The 18,688-nt window shown below is 69.3% G+C and carries 15 protein-coding genes and 2 pseudogenes; 12 read left to right on the forward strand and 5 right to left on the reverse strand.

Annotated features, from left to right (window positions below):
- The 4 genes and pseudogenes from HPY23_RS10395 to HPY23_RS10410 form a co-directional block, all read left to right on the forward strand.
- A pseudogene (locus HPY23_RS10395) lies at positions 1-974 on the forward strand (hypothetical protein); the annotation flags it as partial.
- 336 nt (positions 975-1,310) lie between these two features.
- On the forward strand, positions 1,311-1,958 hold the full coding sequence (locus tag HPY23_RS10400) for a hypothetical protein (RefSeq protein WP_060846811.1): 648 nt from the start codon (positions 1,311-1,313) through the stop codon (positions 1,956-1,958).
- A complete protein-coding gene (locus HPY23_RS10405) occupies positions 1,955-2,476 on the forward strand; it encodes a hypothetical protein (protein WP_091883641.1) in 522 nt (173 codons plus the stop codon). Before HPY23_RS10400 ends, HPY23_RS10405 begins: the two co-directional genes overlap by 4 nt.
- 88 nt (positions 2,477-2,564) lie before the next feature.
- Entirely contained in the window at positions 2,565-3,536 is a 972-nt protein-coding gene (locus HPY23_RS10410; RefSeq protein ID WP_139234898.1) for a hypothetical protein, read from the forward strand.
- 37 nt (positions 3,537-3,573) lie between these two features.
- On the opposite strand, the gene HPY23_RS10415 is transcribed toward HPY23_RS10410, so the two are convergent.
- Positions 3,574-5,238, reverse strand: coding sequence for an alpha-amylase family protein (locus HPY23_RS10415; RefSeq protein ID WP_091883636.1), 1,665 nt, complete (start codon positions 5,236-5,238; stop codon positions 3,574-3,576).
- A gap of 260 nt (positions 5,239-5,498) precedes the next feature.
- Here HPY23_RS10415 and urtA point away from each other — a divergent pair, with 260 nt between their 5' ends.
- From urtA to urtE, 5 genes are all read left to right on the forward strand, one after another.
- On the forward strand, positions 5,499-6,785 hold the full coding sequence (urtA, locus tag HPY23_RS10420) for an urea ABC transporter substrate-binding protein (protein ID WP_060846807.1): 1,287 nt from the start codon (positions 5,499-5,501) through the stop codon (positions 6,783-6,785).
- Positions 6,786-7,140: 355 nt separating this feature from the next.
- Entirely contained in the window at positions 7,141-8,742 is a 1,602-nt protein-coding gene (urtB, locus tag HPY23_RS10425) for an urea ABC transporter permease subunit UrtB (RefSeq protein WP_091883634.1), read from the forward strand.
- A gap of 2 nt (positions 8,743-8,744) precedes the next feature.
- Entirely contained in the window at positions 8,745-9,881 is a 1,137-nt protein-coding gene (urtC, locus tag HPY23_RS10430; RefSeq protein ID WP_060846805.1) for an urea ABC transporter permease subunit UrtC, read from the forward strand.
- Positions 9,878-10,669, forward strand: coding sequence for an urea ABC transporter ATP-binding protein UrtD (gene urtD / locus HPY23_RS10435; protein WP_091883633.1), 792 nt, complete (start codon positions 9,878-9,880; stop codon positions 10,667-10,669). Before urtC ends, urtD begins: the two co-directional genes overlap by 4 nt.
- Positions 10,670-10,915: 246 nt before the next feature.
- Positions 10,916-11,611 (forward strand): urea ABC transporter ATP-binding subunit UrtE, encoded by a 696-nt coding sequence (urtE, locus tag HPY23_RS10440; RefSeq protein WP_060846803.1) that lies wholly within the window; start codon positions 10,916-10,918, stop codon positions 11,609-11,611.
- A gap of 52 nt (positions 11,612-11,663) precedes the next feature.
- Here the strand turns inward: urtE and HPY23_RS32955 are convergent.
- Positions 11,664-11,868, reverse strand: a pseudogene (locus HPY23_RS32955) (transposase); the annotation flags it as partial.
- 304 nt (positions 11,869-12,172) lie between these two features.
- Here HPY23_RS32955 and HPY23_RS10445 point away from each other — a divergent pair.
- The 3 genes from HPY23_RS10445 to HPY23_RS10455 all read left to right on the forward strand — a co-directional run bounded on the left by HPY23_RS10445 (position 12,173) and on the right by HPY23_RS10455 (position 15,534).
- A complete protein-coding gene (locus HPY23_RS10445; protein ID WP_091883631.1) occupies positions 12,173-13,540 on the forward strand; it encodes a DUF1800 domain-containing protein in 1,368 nt (455 codons plus the stop codon).
- Positions 13,541-13,545: 5 nt separating this feature from the next.
- Positions 13,546-14,757, forward strand: coding sequence for a DUF1501 domain-containing protein (locus HPY23_RS10450; RefSeq protein ID WP_091883630.1), 1,212 nt, complete (start codon positions 13,546-13,548; stop codon positions 14,755-14,757).
- A gap of 465 nt (positions 14,758-15,222) precedes the next feature.
- Positions 15,223-15,534 carry a PilZ domain-containing protein gene (locus HPY23_RS10455; RefSeq protein ID WP_139234897.1) on the forward strand — a complete coding sequence of 104 codons (312 nt, stop codon included), beginning with the start codon at positions 15,223-15,225 and terminating at the stop codon, positions 15,532-15,534.
- Between the two features lie 103 nt (positions 15,535-15,637).
- On the opposite strand, the gene HPY23_RS10460 is transcribed toward HPY23_RS10455, so the two are convergent.
- The 3 genes from HPY23_RS10460 to HPY23_RS10470 form a co-directional block, all read right to left on the reverse strand.
- Positions 15,638-16,828, reverse strand: a complete 1,191-nt coding sequence (locus tag HPY23_RS10460) for an ABC transporter permease (RefSeq protein WP_060846799.1) — start codon at positions 16,826-16,828, stop codon at positions 15,638-15,640.
- A 43-nt stretch (positions 16,829-16,871) separates the two neighbouring features.
- Complete coding sequence (locus HPY23_RS10465) at positions 16,872-17,426, reverse strand: DUF4112 domain-containing protein (protein WP_082742472.1); 555 nt, start codon at positions 17,424-17,426, stop codon at positions 16,872-16,874.
- Between the two features lie 81 nt (positions 17,427-17,507).
- Positions 17,508-18,665 carry an aminotransferase gene (locus tag HPY23_RS10470; RefSeq protein WP_091883627.1) on the reverse strand — a complete coding sequence of 386 codons (1,158 nt, stop codon included), beginning with the start codon at positions 18,663-18,665 and terminating at the stop codon, positions 17,508-17,510.
- Positions 18,666-18,688: the final 23 nt, after the last annotated feature.

An 18,688-nucleotide genomic window follows, 5' to 3' on the forward strand; every position in this document is an offset into this window, starting at 1 on the left:
GCGTGCGGGCGGAAGGGCGCCCCATGGTGCGCCACGACGACGAGTGGTGGATGAACCACAGGAACACGTATGGTCGGCTGACTTACGTCAAGGATGCCAAGCGCTACGAGACGCCGGAGGAGAAGGAGATCACGCCGCGGATGCCGGGTGCGTCCGGGCCGCCGGGCGAGACGGCGAGCGACGCGCGCCCGGATGCGGTTCGTCCGGGCGCGCAATACGCGCAACTGGCGGTGCCGATGCCGGGGCCCGTTCCGGTGCCGATGCCGGTGCCGCCGATCCCGCAGGGGCAGGGAACGGCGGCGGCGGATGCGGTGTGGAAGGGCATCAAGGGACTGAAACCCGAGGAAGGGGAGACGTTCTCGGACTACATGCAGCGGCCGCTGTACAATCTCGGGATAAAGAAAAAAAAAGAAAAGTCAGGAACGAAATCGGGAACGGGCAGCGTCCGTATCAGTGCGCGGGATCTCCAACGGAAATGCCCTTGCACCGTCGAGCCCTACTCGAAGCAGAAGACGGCCTGCCAGGTCGAATGCCCCGGGTCGCAGGCGCACCACATCGTCCCGGATTATCTTCTCGGGGCGGGCAACAGGAAGATGCGGGAGAGAGGCGACCGCCTCTACGCCAACGATGGAAGTCGCCTGACGTCGTTCGGCGATGGACCCGCGATCTGCCTGATCGGCAACAAGTCGACCCAGGGAACTCCCCATAACGCCGCCCATGGGGGAGACGGCGAAATCCAGTCCAGGGCTGCCGACAACGGTGGGGTGCTTTCCCTCGGTGAGGGCGTTGACATCTCGGTGTCGCACGCCCTCGCGGCGAGACCGGAATGCAGCGGCGAAATCCTGACGAAGACTTATGACGAATTCGGGAGGTTCGATCCGGACACGCCGATTAGAGGTACCGAAAATCCGATCGGCAAAGATAGCGTAACATCAAGGTTGTTAAACATTGTCAAACCAGGAACAGAGAGATAAGGCTCATCCAAAATGAAAACGCAATATTTGTTAACGCGCATGAAATGTGGCCGACGTCTTGGTATTTCTGCTGCTCCGGAGGAAAACAATACATATTCACCTTTCACGCGATTTTGTGTCTACGATCACCATGATCGAGACGACAACAAGTGGGGATCGTTTGCGCTTGATAGCTGCGTTCAGGGCGTCACTATCACTCAGATCGAAGGAGCAGAGTACGCTGGATTCTGCGTCATTTCGGCTGAAGGCGATGTTAGTTATTTTTCATTTCCGACCATTTCCGAACGCATACCCGAGACGGGCATACATGCGCCGGACTCCAAGTACTTCGGGCGGATGCAGGACATCCAGGAGATCGGCGACAGCCTGTTTGCCTGCGGCGACGGCCTGCAGTTCTACAGGCGCAGCCGCTACGGGGACGGGACCTGGCACTGCCTCGCGCCCGACCTGCGCCAGCCGCCCGGAACGCCGGCCTCCGCCTACTGCATCATGCCCCGCATCAACGGTCCCCACGAGCGCGCGGTCTACGCCGTCGGACAGCGCGGATCGATCTACTTCTGGAACGGCGAGACCGTCCGGAAGCTCGACTGCCCCGTCCGCTCCACCCTCATCGACATCCACGTCGAGTCCGACGACGCGATCTGGATCTGCGGCGGCGACGGCACCCTGCTCAAGGGCAACCACAGGACCGGGTTCCGGCTCTGCCCCGGCACCGGCCTCGGCACGACGCTGTTCCAGCGCATGACCATGTACGACGGCACGCTCTACCTCGCGGCCAGCGGCGGCGATCCGTTCGGCCTCTTCACCTATCGCGACGGACGCATCGCCCCGGTCCGTACCGGGCTGCAGCCCGAGATCGCCGACCCGCACTTCGTCGACAGCGCGCACGGGGTCCTGTGGGCGATGAGCATCAAGGACATCGTCCGCTTCGACGGCCATGCCTGGGAGCGGATCGACTTCCCCGGTCATCCGCCGATCCGATGAGCGCACCGTCCGAGCGGCCCGAGGCCCGGGCCTGGAGCGACCGGCTGGCCGGTCTCGTCTGGTGCACCGGCATCGCGGACCAACTGCCCGAGATCGGCGCCTGGCTCGGCCAGCAGGCCGGGACCTTTCCGCCGTCGCGCCCCGAGCGCTTCGCCCCCTACGCCGCGCCCGAGCGCGGGGTGGCCCTGCGCCTGCACTATCCCTTCTGGGACAGGGCGACCACGTGCGATCCCGACCAGTGGCTCATCGCCGACGTGACGTTCGATCCGCTGCGGGCGCCTCTGCCGTTCGACCTGGAGGCCGAGGGCGAGACGGTCGAGAGCGCCACGGGCAAGCTCGACCCCGACCGTGACGATTTCCCGGCGACGCGGACCAGCACGTTCTACCTCGACGACGACCGCGCCGTGACGATCGTGTTCCTCGAGGGCGGCCGGGGGATCGAGACCCTGCGCGTGACGCGGTTGTACGGGGCGGTGCGGTTTCCGCCACGCTCCGGCTCCGCCGTCCCCGGTCGGTGAGATCGACGGGCAGATCATCGACGGGTCGTGGCGCGTGCGGGCGGAAGGGGTGCCCTGGCGCGCCACGACGACGAGTGGTGGATGAACCATGGGGAGAACCACCGTCTGGCGGCCGAGGCGCGCCGGACGGACCCGTCTCCGTCGCCACCGGCAAGTCCCACGAGACCTGCACGACTTCCTGATCCCGGCGACGCTGCCCTTCGACGGGGCGCGCTCCATGGGCCTCAAGCTGCCCCTGCCGCCGGACTACATCAGCCCGCTCGGCCCCTGCCAGATCTCGATGTTCGACGAGATCGTCGCCAACCCGGAGCCTGGCCAGCTCGACTTCCACCAGGCCGACGGCAAGGTCGTCCGCTTCGACCGGCCGTTCAACTTCCTGGCCAGCCACAATGCTGGCGTCCCCCATCTCGACCTGCGCGCCCCCTGGCTGCGCCAGCTCGAGCTGCGCGACCGCCGCCTGATCAAGCATTTCCGCCAGGACGAGGACGACATCTACCGCCTCGTGCGGATCGAGGACCTCGACGGCCACGCCATCACTTTCCTGCGCGACGCCGACGGGGTGCTGGAACGGGCCGAGGGCACCGACGGGCTGGCGCTCGCCTTTACGAATGACGAACGCGGCCGCCGCACCGGCATCACGCTGATCGGCACCGACGGCCCGCGCCTGGACCTCGCCCGCTACGCCTACGACGCCATGGGCCGCATGACCGAGGCGGACTGCGCCTTCGGCATGTCGGTCGCGTATCTCTGGGAGCCCGACCGCGACCTGCTGGCCGCCTGGCACAACCGCACCCGCCGCTCGCAGTCGCGCTTCACCTACGACGCCGCCACGCGCCGCACCACCTCCCTCCCCGGCGCCGCCGAGGCCCTTGCCCAGCGGTTCGCCTACGACGAGCACCACAACGTCACCGCCGAGACCGACGCCTTCGGCCACAGAGTCTCCCGCACCTTCGACGAAGCCGGCTTCGAGACCGCGCAAGCGCAAGGACGAGAAGTCCGACATGGCGGTGATCATGGCGCGGGAGCAGGTGTCCACCGCCAGGGTCCTCGAAACGGCTAAGCTGATGGCCACGAAGACACCGCAAAAGGCATGGGTCTCAGATCTCGCTGCGCCGCAGCAGGTAGTCCAGGCCCCCCACCCGGTACCAGCGGTAGCCGTAGCCCTCCAGGAGCACGCAGTGGCAGCCGTCGTCGTTGGCGAGGCTGCGCTGGCCGGTCAGCAGGTCGATCAGGTTGCGGCCGTCGCCGTCGAGGCCGGTGGCGAAGGTGATCTCCTTCGGCTCGGCCGCGAGGTTGTGCAGGCACAGCACCGCGGTGTTGCGCCAGTCGTAGCGCAGGGCGAGGATGCCGGGATCGCCGGTCTCGAGCGCGGTGAAGTCGCCCCAGCCGATCTCCGGCACCTCCTTGCGCATGCGGATGATGCGCTCCATCCAGTTGAGGAGCGATTCCGGCGCGCAGCGCTGCGCCGCCGCGTTGACGTGGGAATAGGCGTAGGGCCCCTCGTGGATCGGCGGCGATTCCGGGTGGTCGCTCAACGTGAAGCCGCCCTGGGGCTCGTGCGACCACTGCATCGGCGTGCGGGCGCAGTCGCGCTCGGGCAGCGAGAGGTCGTCGCCCATGCCGATCTCGTCGCCGTAGCGCAGGACCGGCGTCCCCGGCAGGGTGAACATCAGGCTGTAGGCGAGCTCGATCCGGCGCCGGTCGCCGCCGAGCATCGGCGCCAGCCGCCGGCGGATGCCGCGGTCGTAGAGCTGCATGTCCGGGTCGGGGCCGAAGGCCTGAAAGACGGTCTGGCGCTGCTTCTCGGTGAGCCGCCCGAGGTCGAGCTCGTCGTGGTTGCGCAGGAAAATCGCCCACTGGGCGGAGGGCGGGCGGTTCCAGGTCTTCTGCAGCGCCTTCACCAGCGGGCGCGCATCGGCCGAGGCGAGCGCGTAGAACAGCGCCTGGTTGACCTGGAAGTTGAACATCATGTGCATGCGGTCGGCGTCTTCGCCGAAATAGTCGAGGTCCTGGCGCGGCAGGATGTTGGCCTCCGCCAGGATGATCGCGTCGCCCTGGCGCCATTGCAGGAACTCGCGGAAGAGGCGCAGGAGCTCGAACTGCTCGTGCGGCTCGCCCGAGACCTCCGGCCCCTTCTCGGCGATGACGAACGGCACCGCGTCCATCCGGAAGCCCGAGACGCCGAGCTGGATCCAGAACCCCATGATCTTCAGGATCTCGGCCTGGACGTGGGGGTTGGCGGTGTTGAGGTCGGGCTGGAAGTCGTAGAACCGGTGGAAGTACCAGGCCTTGGCTTCCTTGTCGTAGGTCCAGGTGCTCTTCTGCACGCCCGGGAAGACCACGCCCTCGTGGGCGTTGGCCGGCTTCGTCTTCGACCAGACGTACCAGTCGCGGGTGCGAGCGTTGGGGTCGGAGCGGGCGGCCTTGAACCACGGATGCTGGTCGGAGGTGTGGTTGACCACGAGGTCGATCAGCACCCGCATCCCGCGCTGCTTGGCGGCGTGGGTGAAGGCGACGAAGTCGCCGAGGGTGCCGTAGCGCGGGTCGACGCCGTAATAGTCGGCCACGTCGTAGCCGTGGTCGCGGCCCGGCGAGGGCTGGAACGGGTGCAGCCAGATCGCCGTCACGCCGAGCCCGAGCAGATAATCGAGGCGCCGCTCCAGTCCCTCGAAATCGCCGATGCCGTCGCCGTTGGCATCCATGAAGGAGCCGACCGAGAGGCAGTAGATCACCGCGTTCTTGTACCAGAGGTCCTCGATCACCCCGGTTCTCCTCACGCCTCGTCGATTGTCGCTCGACTGGACAACTAGGGCAGGTGCAGCCGGAGCGTAGCCTTGGCGTCGGCTTAGGCAGAATGGCGCCCGGGCGAGCAGCGCGTTCGGCAAAAGGCGGGCAGGCGGCCCCGAAATCCGGCGCTTGCCCACAATTTGAGCCCGCAGGCACGGGAACCTTTTCCGGATTTTCCTTGGCACGAGCTTTGCGGATCGGGGCGTGGCCGCATCGGCCCAGGGAGACGATAACGATGACGTGGAAGGGTTGGCTCTCGCGCGCTGCTGTCGCGGGCGGGTTGGCGCTCGGCACGCTGGCGACCACGGTCGCCTCGGCGCAGGAGACCATCAAGGTCGGCATCCTGCACTCGCTCTCGGGCACGATGGCGATCTCCGAGACGACGCTCAAAGACGTCATGCTCATGCTCATCGAGGAGCAGAACAAGAAGGGCGGCGTGCTCGGCAAGAAGCTCGAGGCCGTCGTGGTCGATCCGGCCTCGAACTGGCCGCTCTTCGCCGAGAAGGCGCGCGAGCTGATCGCCAAGGACAAGGTCTCGGCGGTGTTCGGCTGCTGGACCAGCGTGTCGCGCAAGTCCGTGCTGCCGGTGTTCAAGGAGCTGAACTCGATCCTGTTCTACCCCGTCCAATACGAGGGCGAGGAGAGCGAGCGCAACGTGTTCTACACCGGCGCCGCCCCCAACCAGCAGGCGATCCCGGCCGTCGACTACCTGATGAAGGAGGAGAAGGTCGAGCGCTGGGTGCTGGAGGGCACGGACTACGTCTATCCCCGCACCACCAACAAGATCCTCGAAGCCTACCTGAAGGCCAAGGGCGTGAAGCCCGAGGACATCTCGATCAACTACACCCCGTTCGGCCAGTCCGACTGGCAGACCCGCGTCGCCGCGATCAAGAGCTTCGGCTCGGCCGGCAAGAAGACCGCGGTGGTCTCGACCGTCAACGGCGACGCCAACGTGCCCTTCTACAAGGAGCTGGCCAACCAGGGCATCAAGGCGACCGACATTCCGGTCGTCGCCTTCTCGGTCGGCGAGGAGGAGCTGGCCGGCATCGACACCAAGCCGCTGCTCGGCCACCTGGCGGCGTGGAACTACTTCATGTCGATCGACACGCCGGCCAACAAGGCGTTCATCGAGAAGTGGCACGCCTACACCAAGAACCCGAAGCGCGTCACCAACGACCCGATGGAGGCCCACTACATCGGCTTCAACATGTGGGTGAAGGCGGTCGAGAAGGCCGGCACCACCGATCCCGACAAGGTGATCGCGGCGCTGCCGGGCATCAAGCAGGACAACCTGACCGGCGGCACCTCCGAGATGCTGGCCAACCACCACATCACGAAGCCGGTCTTCATCGGCGAGATCAAGGACAACGGCCAGTTCGACGTGGTGTGGAAGACCGACGGCCTGATCCCCGGCGAGGCCTGGTCGAAGCAGCTCGACGGCTCCAAGGACCTCGAGGCCGACTGGGTCAAGCTGAACTGCGGCAACTACAACACCAAGACGAAGAAGTGCGGCGGCGCGTGATCGCGTGACCGACCATGGGCGAGCGCGAATGCGCTCGCCCTCATGAGCGCTGGACTCCTCTCCCAGGCCGGACAACGGCCGCGCACTTCGCTTGTGAAGTCCAACCCATTGTCGATGCGAGCGCTTCCCCTCCCCCTTATGGGGAGGGACTAGGGGTGGGGGCGGTGCAGAATGGAGCGTCGAGCTCTATCCGGCACCGCCCCCACGCGGGATCTTCGATCCCCCTTACCCCTCCCACAAGGGGGAGGGGAGGCGCGCGACTTTCAAGGTTGGAAGCTCTCGGATGAGATGTGCGGCTGTTTCAGCCCATCCGGGAGAGCGGAAAACACCACATCCACTCTCGGACATCCCCTGAATGCGCCGCTGCCTCGTCCTTCTCCTCGTCGCCTGGTGCACCGCCTTCTGCGCCGTCTTGGCCCTGCCGGCCGCCGCGCAGACCGGGTCCGACGCCGCCTATGCCCGGCTCGCCAGCGACAGCTATTCCGACATCGAGGCCGCCATCGCGGCGCTCGCCGCCAGCGGCGATCCCAAGGCCGGGCCGGTCCTGCGCGCGCTGACCGACAACCGCCTGCTCTACCGCCCGGACGACAAGGCGCTCGCCATCAAGGACGGCGCCAAGGTCGTCGATGCCCGCACCGGCGCGGCGGTGAGCCCCGACGGCCTCAAGCCCGTGCGCGTCAACAACCGGGTGCGCCGCGCGATCGACGCCGCGCTCGGCAGTCTCAACCTGCTCGCCCCCGACGCCGCGACCCGCCGCAACGCCGCCGATGCGGTGTTCAAGGCCCGCGACGCCGCGGCGCTCCCCGCCCTCGACGCCGCGCTCGCCCGCGAGTCTGACGCCGGCGTGAAGCGCAGCCTCCAGGAGGCCCGCGCCGCGGCCCTGCTGGCGAAGTCCGGCGCGCCGGAGATCGAGCGGCTCTCGGCGATCGACACCCTCCAGGCCCGCGGCGACTCGGAAGCGCTCGGCATCCTGCGCGGCCTCGCGACCGATCCCGCCCAGAGCGTGCGCGACGCCGCCGCCCGCGGCGTATCCGGCATCGAGACCCGCCAGGCCCTGATGGCGAACGTCCAGAACGCCTGGTATGGCGTCTCGCTCGGTTCGGTGCTGCTGCTCGCGGCGATCGGGCTCGCCATCACCTTCGGGGTGATGGGCATCATCAACATGGCGCACGGCGAGATGGTGATGCTCGGCGCCTACACCACCTACCTGGTGCAGGAGCTGATCCGCCAGAAGGCCCCCGGCCTGTTCGACTGGTCGCTGCCGATCGCGATCCCGCTCGCCTTCCTGGCGGCCGGCGCCGTCGGCATCCTGATCGAGCGCACCGTCATCCGCCACCTCTACGGCCGGCCGCTGGAGACGCTGCTGGCCACCTGGGGCATCAGCCTGATCCTGCAGCAGGCGGTGCGCTCGGTCTTCGGGCCGACCAACCGCGAGGTCGGCGCGCCGTCCTACATGTCGGGCGCCTTCGACCTGTTCGGCCTCTCGATCACCTGGGGCCGGCTGTGGATCGTGGTGTTCGCGCTCGCCGTCTTCGTCGCCCTCAACCTGATCCTGAAGGCGACATCGTTCGGCCTGAAGACCCGCGCCGTCACCCAGAACCGCCGCATGGCCGCCGCCATGGGCATCCGCACGCCGTGGATCGACGCCTTCACGTTCGGCCTCGGCTCCGGCATCGCCGGGGTGGCGGGCGTGGCTCTCTCGCAGATCGACAACGTCTCGCCCAATCTCGGCCAGGGCTACATCATCGATTCGTTCCTGGTCGTGGTCTTCGGCGGCGTCGGCAACCTGTGGGGCACGCTGGTGGCGGCCCTGACGCTCGGCGTCGCCAACAAGTTCCTCGAGCCCTATGCGGGCGCGGTGCTCGGAAAGATCCTGCTCCTCGTCTTCATCATCCTGTTCATCCAGAAGCGGCCGCGCGGCCTGTTCGCGCTCAAGGGCCGGGCGGTGGAGGCCTGACCATGCTGCTCTCCCGCATCGACAAGCCGGGCTGGATCTTCCTCGCCGCGCTCGCGCTCGCCTGCCTCGTGGTGCCGGCCCTCAACCTCCTCACCGCGCCGGGCTCGGCGTTCCACGTCCCGACCTACGCCGTCTCGCTGATGGGCAAGTACCTCGCCTACGCGATCCTGGCGCTCAGCCTCGACCTCGTCTGGGGCTATTGCGGCATCCTCTCGCTCGGCCACGGCGCGTTCTTCGCGCTCGGCGGCTACGCGATGGGCATGTACCTGATGCGCCAGATCGGGCCGCGCGGCGTCTACGGCAACCCGATCCTGCCCGACTTCATGGTCTTCCTGAACTACAAGTCCCTGCCCTGGTACTGGCACGGCTTCGATTGGTTTCCCTTCGCGGCCGTGATGGTGCTCTTGGTGCCGGGCCTCCTCGCCTTCGTGTTCGGCTGGCTCGCCTTCCGCTCGCGGGTGACCGGCGTCTACCTGTCAATCATCACCCAGGCGATGACCTTCGCGCTGATGCTCGCCTTCTTCCGCAACGACATGGGGCTGGGGGGCAACAACGGGCTGACCGACTTCAAGGACATTCTGGGCTTCAACGTCCAGGCGCAGGGCACCCGCGTCGTCCTGTTCGTCCTGACGGCCGTAGCGCTGGCCTTGGCCTATCTCGTCGCCCGGTTCATGACGACCTCGGCCTTCGGCAAGGTGCTGATCGCGATCCGCGACGCCGAGTCCCGCACCCGCTTCCTCGGCTACCGCACGGCCCACTTCAAGGTCCTGGCCTTCACCGTCTCGGCGATGATGGCGGGGGTGGCCGGCGCCCTCTACGTGCCGCAGGTCGGCATCATCAACCCGTCCGAGTTCGCCCCCGCCAACTCGATCGAGGCGGTGATCTGGGTCGCGGTGGGTGGGCGCGGGACGCTGGTCGGCGCGGCGCTCGGCGCGGTCCTGGTCAACTACGCCAAGACGCTGCTCACCGGCGCGCTGCCGGATGCCTGGCTGTTCGCGCTCGGTGCCCTGTTCGTCGTCGTCACCCTGTTCATGCCCAAGGGCATCCTCGGCACCCTGTCCGAGCGCCTCGGCGCGCGGCGGGCCAAGGTCCGGACCGACATTCCCCCCACTCTCGCCGAGGAGGGCCGCGGATCATGAGCGCGGCGGTCGCCCTTTCCCCCTCCGACCCGGTTCACGAGAAGCGGCTCACCCAGGCGCTCCTCTACGTCGACGACATCAAGGTCACGTTCGACGGCTACCGGGCCCTGCGCGGCCTGTCCCTGACCCTGATGCCCGGCGAGATGCGGGCGATCATCGGTCCGAACGGCGCCGGCAAGACCACGATGATGGACTGCATCACCGGCAAGACCCGGCCCGATACCGGCCAGGTGATCTACGACGGCGTGCACGACCTGACCCGGATGGACGAGGCGGCGATCGCCGAGCTCGGCGTCGGACGCAAGTTCCAGAAGCCGACGGTGTTCGAGAGCCAGTCGGTCGCCGACAACATCCTGCTGGCGCTGAAAGGCCCGCGCGCGGCGACCGCCTCGCTGTTCGGCTGGCGCAACCGGATCGAGCGGGCGCAGATCGACGCCATCCTGGAGACGGTGGGGCTCATCGCCCACCGGGCGCGCCCGGCGGCCGATCTCTCGCACGGCCAGAAGCAGTGGCTGGAGATCGGGATGCTGCTCGCGCAGGACCCCAAGCTCCTCCTCGTCGACGAGCCGGTGGCCGGCATGACCGATGCCGAGACCGAGGCGACCGCGACGCTCCTGCGCCGCATCGCCAAGGATCATGCCGTCATCGTGGTCGAGCACGACATGCACTTCGTGCGGGCGCTGCAATGCCGCGTCACCTGCCTGCACGAGGGCGCGGTGCTGGCCGAAGGCTCGATCGATTCCGTCTCGGCCGACCCGCGGGTGGTCGAGGTCTATCTCGGCCGCTGAGAGCGTCGGTGGCGGCGAAAGCCGGACAGGCGCTCCCATCGGCATCCCTCCCCGTCATCCCGGGGCCGCGCAGCGGAACCCGGGATCCATAACCGCCGACGATGCCGGATGAAGCGGGACGCCGGTCGCCTCGTTCCTCGAGGTCAGCGGTCATGGATCCCGGGTTCTCAGCCCGGCTCGCCCCAGGATGGCGGTGAGGGCGGCCATTCCGTCGGACGAGCCGAACGGGCTCTGAGGATTTCTTCCATGCTCTCCGTCGAGACCATCGATCTCCATTACGGCGCCGCGCAGGCCCTGCGCGGCGTCTCGCTCCAGGCTGAGGCAGGCAAGGTGACGGCGGTGCTCGGCCGCAACGGCGTCGGCAAGACCTCCTTGATGCGCGCCATCGTCGGCCAGCAGCCGGTGTCGAAGGGCGCGGTCAAGCTCGACGGCCGCGACATCAGCCGGCTCGCCCCCTACGACCGCGCCCGCCAGGGCATCGCCTTCGTGCCGCAGGGCCGGGAGATCTTCCCGCTCCTCACCGTGAAGGAGAACCTCGAGACCGGCTTTGCCCCCTGCAAGCGCGCCGACCGCTACGTGCCGGCCGAGATCTACGACCTCTTCCCGGTTCTCAAGGACATGCTGGGCCGGCGCGGCGGCGACCTCTCGGGCGGCCAGCAGCAGCAGCTCGCCATCGGCCGCGCCCTGGTGACCCGCCCCCGCGTCCTCGTCCTCGACGAGCCGACCGAGGGCATCCAGCCCTCGATCATCAAGGATATCGGCCGGGCGATCGATTACCTGCGGGGCAAGGGCGACATGGCGATCGTGCTGGTCGAGCAGTATTTCGAATGGGCCCGCGACCTCTGCGACACCTACGCGGTGATGGATCGCGGCCAGGTGGTCGAGGCGGGCCCGCGCTCGGGGATGGTCGAGGCGCAGGTGCGGCGGTGGCTGTCGGTGTGAGACGCCAAGTTGCCCGGCCGATCTTTTGCTCCTGGGTGTGATCGCGATCGATCCAGATCCCGTCCACCGTCACCCGCACCGGCGCCCGGTCCGCCTGTGCGCCAGGATCCAGCACCCGACCGGCCACTTGCGTATCGTGGACGTTGGCCGCCGTCGCCGCTGCGGCCAGGGCAAAGTCACGGAAACACGTCGTCACGCGGCGTTTGAAGCCCCCGTATCTTCTTCTTGCCGTCGGTGCCGCGGACGCCTGCCCGAGGGTCGTGCCTTTTAAGGTATTTTTCTGGCATTCATTCTGATCGAATCCATTGGCGACGTGCCGTCGTCTCTCAGACAGTATCCTGGTCTTCGAAGCACTCCGAGCCCCTGGACGCATCATCACGCGTGGCTGGGATGCGGTCACGTTTCATTGCGATCCCAAACAATGAAGACCGAACGGCATGGCTCCGAGAGGGCGGCAGCCCGCCCCGGCCTCACCTTACGAAACCGTCATCCGCCGCTCAGCCTCGGTTAAGCCCGCGTGGCGCGTGATGGAGGTCTGTGCGGGAGAGGCGAGGGGGGAGCATGACGGTCGATCCGCGGCAGACGGCGCTCGCCCTCGGGCGATTCGGGCTCGGGGCCCGCCCGGGCGACCTCGCCCGCGAGGAGCCGATCCGCGACGCCCTGCGCCGGGAGGTGACGGCGGGCGCGGTCGCCCTGCCGAGCGGACCGGACCTCGAGGCCACGCCGACGCTGCTCTCGGCGCTGCGCACCGAGGAGCAGGCCCGCAAGCTCGCCCGGGAGGGCGCGCCGGGCGCGAGCCTGCCTGAGGGACCGCCGGCGCCGCCGGTCCCCGAGCGCACGTACCGGGCCGAGGTGGCCGCGCGCCTCGCCCTGGCGCAGGCCGCACCGATCGGGTTTGCCGAGCGCCTGGTCTGGTTCTGGGCCAACCACTTCACCGTCTCGGTGGCGCGGGGGCCGCAGCTGCGGGTCACGGCCGGCGCCTTCGAGCGCGAGGCGATCCGCCCGCACGTGCTGGGGCGCTTCCGCGATCTCCTGCTCGCCGCGGCCACCCACCCGGCGATGCTGATCTACCTCGACAACGTCGCCTCGGTCGGCCCGAACTCGCCGGCGGGCCAGCGCCGGCAGAAGGGGCTCAACGAGAATCTCGGCCGCGAGATCCTGGAGCTGCACACCCTCGGGGTCGGGAGCGGCTACACCCAGGACGACGTGACGGCGCTCGCCCGCATCCTCACCGGCTGGTCGCTCACGCGCGAGGGCAATGCCGACGGCCTTCCCGGCGCGACCGCCTTCCGCCGCGGCGAGCACGAGCCCGGCGCGGTGACGCTGCTCGGCCGCACCTACCTCGATGTCGGGCCCGAGCAGCTGCGACTCGCGCTCGCCGACCTCGCCGCCCATCCGGCCACCGCCCGTCACGTCGCCCTGCGGCTCGCCCGCCACTTCGTCGCCGACGATCCGCCCCCCGCCCTGGTGGCGCGCCTCGCCCAGACCTTCCTCGACCAGGACGGCGACCTCGCCCGGGTGTCGCTGGCGCTGGTCGAGGCGCCGGAGGCCTGGGACCCGGCGCAGCGCAAGGTGCGCTCGCCGCAGGAATTCCTCGTCGCGGCGACGCGCGGCCTCGGCCTCGCGCCGGATCCCCGGATGGTGATGGCGGGGCTCGCGAGCCTCGGCCAGCCCTACTGGTCGGCCGCGGCCCCGAACGGCTACCCGGACGAGGCGGGCGCCTGGGCCTCGCCCGAAGGCCTGCGGGCGCGCCTCGACCTCGCCGCCCGGGCGGGCCAGCTCGCCGCCGGCACCGATCCGCTCGCCCTCGCCGACGCGGTGCTCGGCCCGCTCGCGACCGACGAGACCCGCACGGCGCTGCGCCGGGCGGAAAGCCGGGCGCAAGGGATCGCCCTGCTGCTGATGGCGCCCGAGTTCCAGCGACGGTGACACCGATGAGCGACCACGCCGACCTCTGCGAGACCCATCCGAGCCGCCGCCGCATCCTCGGCACCGCCGGCGCCCTGTTCGCCTGGAGCGCGATCCCCCGTACCGCCACCGCCGCCCCGGGCGCCCGCGACGCCCGCCTCGTCGTTGTGGTGCTGCGCGGCGCCCTCGACGGGCTCTCGGCGGTGGCGCCGCTCGGCGATCCCGCCTACGCGGATCTGCGGCCCGGCATCGCGCTCACCCGCGACGGGCCGGGAGCGGCCCTGCCCCTCGACGGCTTCTTCGCCCTGCATCCGGCCCTGCCGACCTTCGCCCGGCTCTACGCCGCCCGGCAGGCGCTGGTGGTCCATGCCTGCGCCACCGGCTACCGCGAGCGCTCCCACTTCGACGGGCAGGACGTGCTCGAGAGCGGCCAGCCCGGCCCCGGCCACACCGCCAGCGGCTGGCTCAACCGCCTCGTCGCCGCCCTGCCGGCCGGGGAGGGGATCGCGCCCCGCACAGCGCTCGGCGTCGGGGTGGTGCCGCCCCTGATCCTGCGCGGGCCGGCCCCGGTCCTCGGTTGGGCGCCGCCGCGGATGCCGCGGGCGAGCGACGAGCTCGCCCGGCGGGTGCTCGCCCTCTACGAGGCCGGCGACCCGGCGCTCGCCGCCTCCCTCGCCCGCGGCCTCGACGTCGATGCGCTCGCCAAGGGCGGACCGAAGGAGGCGGGGGGGCTGCGCGGCCTCGCCGAGGGCGCGGCGCGGCTGGTCGCTACCGACGACGGCCCGCGCATCGCCGCCCTCGCCCTCGACGGCTGGGACACCCACGCCAACGAGGGCGGCGCCACCGGCCGCCTCGCGGGTCTGCTCGGTGGGCTCGACGGGGTGTTTTCCGCCTTCGCCGAGGTGCTGGCCCCGCGCTGGGCCGACACCGCGATCCTGGTCGTCACCGAGTTCGGCCGCACCGCCCGGGTCAACGGCACCACCGGCACCGACCACGGCACCGGCACCGTGGCGTTCCTCCTCGGCGGGGCGGTGCGCGGCGGCCGGGTGCTGGCCGACTGGCCGGGCCTCGCCCCCGCCCAGCTCCACCAGGGCCGCGACCTCGCCCCGACCACCGACCTGCGGGCGGTCGCCAAGGGCCTGGCGGCGGACCTGTTCGGCCTCTCCCCGGCGGTGCTGGCGCGCAGCGTGTTTCCCGGCACCGAGGCGCTGCGGCCGGTGGGCGGGCTGGTGGTCTGAGGCATTCTTTGAGGGAATGACGCCGGTTCGTCGAGACGAAGCGACGCGACATCAGAGCCTTGGCATGGCATCCGGTTACAGCGCACGGTCCACGATACTGACGGATGCGCATGCCGAGAGGCCGACGTTCCGTGATGGGCCAACCTTTTCCCGGATCTCCTTCCGCTGACGCTTCAGTCGTCCGGGAAAGGGGGATGGCTTACGACAGGCCGAAGACCGGGCGGACCGTATCCATCATCAGCATCGTGTCCCGTGCTGCCCCGCGGTCGGGCGCCGCTCCAGGTGCCGACATCGCTCGGCCCATTTGCATTCGTCACAATCCACACGCAAAGATTGAACGGCAGGACTTGTTTAACCTTCGTATCCAAGTATCGAGCCACGGCTCCGGCCATCAGGCCGTCGTGGGACCATATGCAAGAGTGCGCGATACAACGACTCGATAGATTGTAGAGGAGTCTGGATAGGATGAGCGGCGCCCCTGTCGTGCAGTCCGATCATCGAGAACGTGCCCTGGACCATGCTATCGACGATAAGCGCGGACGAGTGCGTCATGTGACCTCGATGCCGGCCACGATCGTGATTTCCCATTACGATCAGATTCCCTGCATCGTCCGCGATCTGTCGGACAGTGGGGCAAAGATCGGTCTGTCCCGGCGCTATGTCCTCTCAGAGCGCTTCTGGATCGTCATCCGGCACGCCAACGTCACCCGCCGCGCCTCCTTGATGTGGCGGCGGGGGGAGTTCGCCGGCATCTCCTTCGATCACCCGTTCGAGTGACCCGGAGCGCGACGTCGGACGATCATCATCGCGCTGACCGAGGGCATCGCCGGGGGCGAAGGCCGGCCTACCCTCGATCTCGGGCCTCGTTCTCGCGGGCCCCCTACCGGAAGGTCTTCCTCGGATCGAAGGCATCCCGCACCGCCTCGCCGGCGAAGATCAGCAGGCTCAGTGTCACCGCGATGACGGCGAAGCCCGTCAGGCCGAGCCAGGGCGCCTGGAGGTTGGCCTTGCCCTGCGCCAGCATCTCGCCGAGCGACGGCGAGCCCGGCGGCAGGCCGAAGCCCAGGAAGTCGAGGGAGGTGAGCGTCGTGATCGAGCCGTTCAGCACGAAGGGCAGGAAGGTCAGCGTCGCCACCATGGCGTTGGGCAGGAGGTGGCGGAACATGATGCGGGCGTTCGAGAGCCCGAGCGCGCGGGCGGCGCGCACGTACTCGAAGTTGCGCGCCCGCAGGAATTCCGCCCGCACCACGCCGACGAGCGACACCCAGGAAAAGAGCAGCAGAATCCCGAGCAGCACGAAGAAGCTCGGCGTGATGATCGACGAGATGATGATCAGGAGATAGAGCGACGGGATCGCGGTCCAGATCTCGATCACCCTCTGGAACACCAGGTCGACCCAGCCGCCGAAGTAGCCCTGCACCGCCCCGGCCAGCACGCCGATGACCGACGAGACCAGCGCCAGGGTGAGGCCGAACAACACCGAGAGGCGGAAGCCGTAGAGCAGCCGGGCGACGACGTCGCGGCCCTGGTCGTCGGTGCCGAGCCAGTTCCACTCGATGTCGCGGCAGGTCGTGCCGCCGGTCTTCTCGGCGATGCTCCGGCACTGCGCGTCCGAGAGCCGCCAGGTCGGCGGGGCCGGGGCCGGCACCGGCAGGTCGAGGTTGTGGGTGTTGTACGAGAACCGGATCGGCGGCCACAGGGCCCAGCCGTGCTCGGCGATCTCCTTGCCGATCACCGGGTCGCGGTAGTCGGTCCGGGCGAGGAAGCCGCCGAACTTCTCCTCCGGATAGTCGACCACGATCGGAAACAGGATCTCGCCCTTGTAGGAGGCGACGATCGGCCGGTCGTTGGCGATGAACTCGGCGAACAGGCTCAGGACGAAGATCAGGCAGAACAGCACGAACGACCAGTAGCCGCGCCGGTTCGCCTTGAAGTTCGCCAGGCGCCGCCGGTTGAGCGGCGACAGCCGGCCGTGTCCGGCAGCACCTGGGAGCGGCAGGATCACCGGCGCGGCCGCCGGCGAGGTGACGGGAATCGCGTCGAGCTCGGGGGTCGGGGGGCGCTGGTTCATGCGGCGTCCCCCGGTCGGGCGGTCACGGTCGGGCGCGGCGGGATCAGTCGATCCGCGTCGCGGTGACGTCGATCACGCTCGGCTTGAGCGACCCGCTGCGCTCGAGGTGACGGCGCAGCAGCACGACGTTGCGGCGGTTGGCCTTGAAGGCCGCGTCGAACAGGTCGCCCACCAGCGGCACCGCGCCGACCACGCCGTCGATCGCCACGTTCGCCGCCATCCGGGCGATGAGCCAGCGCGGCGCACCGAGGCGACGGGCCTCCCAGACGATGTAGGAGGAGATCGCCGTGGTCACCACGTCGCCGATCACCGGGATCAGGCCGACGATCGCGTCGAGGCCGATGCGCCGGTTGCCCGGCAGCACGATCGCGGTGTCGAGGATGTGGGCGAGCAGCTCGAGCCGCGCCATCACCTGCTCGGGCGTCGAGCCCGCCATGGCCTGGGCCGCCTGGGCGCGCAGCCCCAGCGGGTCGTCCTGCGGGAAGCGGGCGTCCTTGAAGCCCGCGCCCTGGAAGCCGCCCGTCTGGAACTCGGCCCCGGCGCCGAAGGACCCGGCCCCGAAGGGCGGGACAGGGCCGGCCGTCTGCGAAGAGGTCATCCCGGAACTCCGGAGCGTGTGCGTGGTGCTCATGCTCCAGGATGTGGCCCCGGCTCCCCCGTTCAACAAGGAGGTCTCGCATCAGGCGGCGCGCCCGGGCGCGAGCCCGCGCAGGCGCTCCAGCGCCCGGTCGAGGGTGTCGTCGCGCTTGGCAAAGCAGAACCGCACGATGGTGCGCACCGGACGGTGGGCGTAGAAGGCGCTGACGGGGATCGCCGCGACGCCGTGCTCCCGCACCAGCCGCTCGCAGAACGCCACGTCGTCGCTCTCGCCCAGCGGCGCGATGTCGAGGTTGAGGAAGTAGGTGCCGGCGGACGGCAGCACCCGGAAGCCGAGGCCCGCGAGCCCGTCGGCGAAGCGGTCGCGGGCCCGGGCGAAGTCGGCCCGCATGCCCTCGTAGTAGGAATCCTCCTTGCCGAGCCCGTAGGCGACCGCGGCCTGGAGGTTCGGCGGCGTCGTGAAGGTGAGGAACTGGTGCGCCTTGGCCAGCCCCCGCATCAGCCCGGGGGCCGCCATCACGAAGCCGACCTTCCAGCCGGTCAGCGAGAAGATCTTGCCCGCCGAGCCGATCTTCACCGTGCGCTCGCGCATGCCCGGGAAGGCCATCAGCGGCCGGTGGCGGCGCCCGTCGAACACGACGTGCTCCCAGACCTCGTCGCAGAGCGCCACGGCGTCGAACCGCTCGCAGAAGCCGGCGAGCAGGGCCAGGTCCTCGTCGGGGAAGACCGTGGCCGAGGGGTTGAGGGGATTGTTGAGCAGCACGACCTTCGTGCGCGGCGAGAAGGCGGCGGCCAGCGCCTCCTCCGTCAGCCGGAAGTGCGGCGGCGTCAGGGTGACGAAGCGCGGCACGCCGCCGGCCCGGCGCACCAGCGGCAGGTAGGCGTCGTACATCGGCTCGAACAGCACGACCTCGTCGCCGGGCTCGATCAGGGCCATCAGGGCGCCGGCGAGCGCCTCGGTGGCGCCCGAGGTCACCATGATTTCCGTGTCCGGGTCGAGGTCGAGCCCCTGCCAGCGGGCGTAGTGCCGGGCGATCGCTCCGCGCAGCTCGGGCAGCCCCATCATCGGCGGGTACTGGTTCCAGCCCTCCATCACCGCCTCGGCGGCCTTGGCGCGCACGTCCGCCGGGCCCGGATCGTCCGGGAAGCCCTGGCCGAGATTCACGGCGCCGGTCTCGCGGGCGAGCGCCGACATCACCTCGAACACGGTGGTCGGCAGGTCGGCGAAGATGGGATTCATGCGCGGGACGAAGGGGTTCGAGG

Origin of the sequence: Methylobacterium ajmalii, from assembly GCF_016613415.1 — a bacterium.
GTDB classification, from domain to species: Bacteria; Pseudomonadota; Alphaproteobacteria; order Rhizobiales; family Beijerinckiaceae; genus Methylobacterium; species Methylobacterium ajmalii.

What these genes read in the sequence shown, in the direction of transcription:
- HPY23_RS10400 (WP_060846811.1), top strand. Translation starts at nt 1,311, where the DNA reads ATGCAGGACATCCAGGAGATCGGCGACAGCCTGTTTGCCTGCGGCGAC.
- HPY23_RS10405 (WP_091883641.1), top strand. Translation starts at nt 1,955, where the DNA reads ATGAGCGCACCGTCCGAGCGGCCCGAGGCCCGGGCCTGGAGCGACCGG.
- HPY23_RS10410 (WP_139234898.1), top strand. Translation starts at nt 2,565, where the DNA reads ATGGGGAGAACCACCGTCTGGCGGCCGAGGCGCGCCGGACGGACCCGT.
- urtA (WP_060846807.1), top strand. Translation starts at nt 5,499, where the DNA reads ATGACGTGGAAGGGTTGGCTCTCGCGCGCTGCTGTCGCGGGCGGGTTG.
- urtB (WP_091883634.1), top strand. Translation starts at nt 7,141, where the DNA reads ATGCGCCGCTGCCTCGTCCTTCTCCTCGTCGCCTGGTGCACCGCCTTC.
- urtC (WP_060846805.1), top strand. Translation starts at nt 8,745, where the DNA reads ATGCTGCTCTCCCGCATCGACAAGCCGGGCTGGATCTTCCTCGCCGCG.
- urtD (WP_091883633.1), top strand. Translation starts at nt 9,878, where the DNA reads ATGAGCGCGGCGGTCGCCCTTTCCCCCTCCGACCCGGTTCACGAGAAG.
- urtE (WP_060846803.1), top strand. Translation starts at nt 10,916, where the DNA reads ATGCTCTCCGTCGAGACCATCGATCTCCATTACGGCGCCGCGCAGGCC.
- HPY23_RS10445 (WP_091883631.1), top strand. Translation starts at nt 12,173, where the DNA reads ATGACGGTCGATCCGCGGCAGACGGCGCTCGCCCTCGGGCGATTCGGG.
- HPY23_RS10450 (WP_091883630.1), top strand. Translation starts at nt 13,546, where the DNA reads ATGAGCGACCACGCCGACCTCTGCGAGACCCATCCGAGCCGCCGCCGC.
- HPY23_RS10455 (WP_139234897.1), top strand. Translation starts at nt 15,223, where the DNA reads ATGAGCGGCGCCCCTGTCGTGCAGTCCGATCATCGAGAACGTGCCCTG.
- HPY23_RS10460 (WP_060846799.1), bottom strand. Translation starts at nt 16,828, where the DNA reads ATGAACCAGCGCCCCCCGACCCCCGAGCTCGACGCGATTCCCGTCACC.
- HPY23_RS10465 (WP_082742472.1), bottom strand. Translation starts at nt 17,426, where the DNA reads ATGACCTCTTCGCAGACGGCCGGCCCTGTCCCGCCCTTCGGGGCCGGG.
- HPY23_RS10470 (WP_091883627.1), bottom strand. Translation starts at nt 18,665, where the DNA reads ATGAATCCCATCTTCGCCGACCTGCCGACCACCGTGTTCGAGGTGATG.